At 73.6% G+C, this 1,174-nt stretch carries 1 protein-coding gene and 1 pseudogene; one reads left to right on the plus strand and one right to left on the minus strand.

All coding sequences use genetic code 11. The features are described from left to right. Positions 1–202, plus strand: a pseudogene (locus IE271_RS41015) (hypothetical protein); the annotation flags it as partial. A 234-nt stretch (positions 203–436) separates the two neighbouring features. Here IE271_RS41015 and IE271_RS41020 read toward each other — a convergent pair. After that, complete coding sequence (locus IE271_RS41020) at positions 437–676, minus strand: hypothetical protein (RefSeq protein WP_190195493.1); 240 nt, start codon at positions 674–676, stop codon at positions 437–439. Positions 677–1,174: the final 498 nt, after the last annotated feature.

The raw sequence follows: 1,174 nt of genomic DNA on the forward strand, positions 1-1,174 counted from the left end.
CCAGCGGCTGGTGGGGCGAGAGCTCGGCTCAGAGCTGGAGCAGGAACTGCAAGGAAGTGCCCGCAAGGCACGGCTCCTGGACCAGCGGGCCCCCGCAAAGACCGTGCGCGTGGTGACGGACGGACGGCTCGTCGTCGACATCGCACGGGAGGTGGTGGCCGCCACCGGCTGGACGGGGCCCCACCCCGCGCTCAAACCATGATCGCGCCAGTGCACCGGCCCGGAACCCGGCATGGTCGGTGAAGATCATCCGTGCGTGCCGCCCCCTTCAGCCGCTCCAGCAGGCCTGTCGCGCCCGTGGCGGGCCGCAGCCAGAGCATCGTTCCCGCCTCGCCGGTGCGCAGCAGCACCGGCTCGCACAGGCGCCGCGAACGAAAGCGGCACCGTTCTCCTCCTGGCCCAGGGAAGCGGCGCCGCGCCAGCGGGGCGGACCGGCCTAGCCCGCTGCCCGGACCGACTTGAGCGCCCGGGGCGGGCGCTTGGGCGGGGCGGCCTCGTACAGCGGCGCGCTGATCTCGGGAAGCTCACCGTCCTCGATCCGCTCGGCAGCATCTTGGATGGCCTCTCGCAGCCCTTCCTGGGAGGCGTAGGAGGCGATGTAGGGGTGCAGGTAGTACGTGCGATGGGTGCGTTCCTCGGGCCGCAGCACCGGGTCCCGGCTCTCCAGCAGCGCCATCGCCGTGATTCGTGGAGTTCCTCGACAGCCCACCCGGATGCGGCCGCCTCCTCCACCCCCGCCCTGACTTCCAGATGGGCGAGCGCTGCGCCACGTGCGCGCGGGAGCTGGCCGAGGCCCGGGCCGCGCAGGAGGAGGCGCAAGCGGCTGCACGGCCGCGGCGGCTGTTCGGCCGCCGCACTTAGGGACCGGGCGCGACAGGCAGATGCCGCGGGTCCGGTCCGCCCCGTCGGACGGACCGGACCCGCGGCCTCGGTCCGAGACGTGTGGCCCTGCTGCGAGCCGGGACGCGAGCGAAGGCCGGCCGAGGCGACCTCACCGCCTTCCACGCTCCCGCCGCACGGGTCGTGAACACCATCCGCGAAACAGGGCCCTGTCGGCTACGGCACCCGCACCGCCTGGCCGTGGACGCCCCGGCCCCCTCCACGGAGTACCTCAGTGCAGGTCACCGGGCCCGTGCCGTACGCAGAAGGCAGGAGAGAACAGCGCGGCTCCTGC

Source organism: Streptomyces minutiscleroticus (assembly GCF_014650875.1).
GTDB classification, from domain to species: domain Bacteria; phylum Actinomycetota; class Actinomycetes; order Streptomycetales; family Streptomycetaceae; genus Streptomyces; species Streptomyces minutiscleroticus.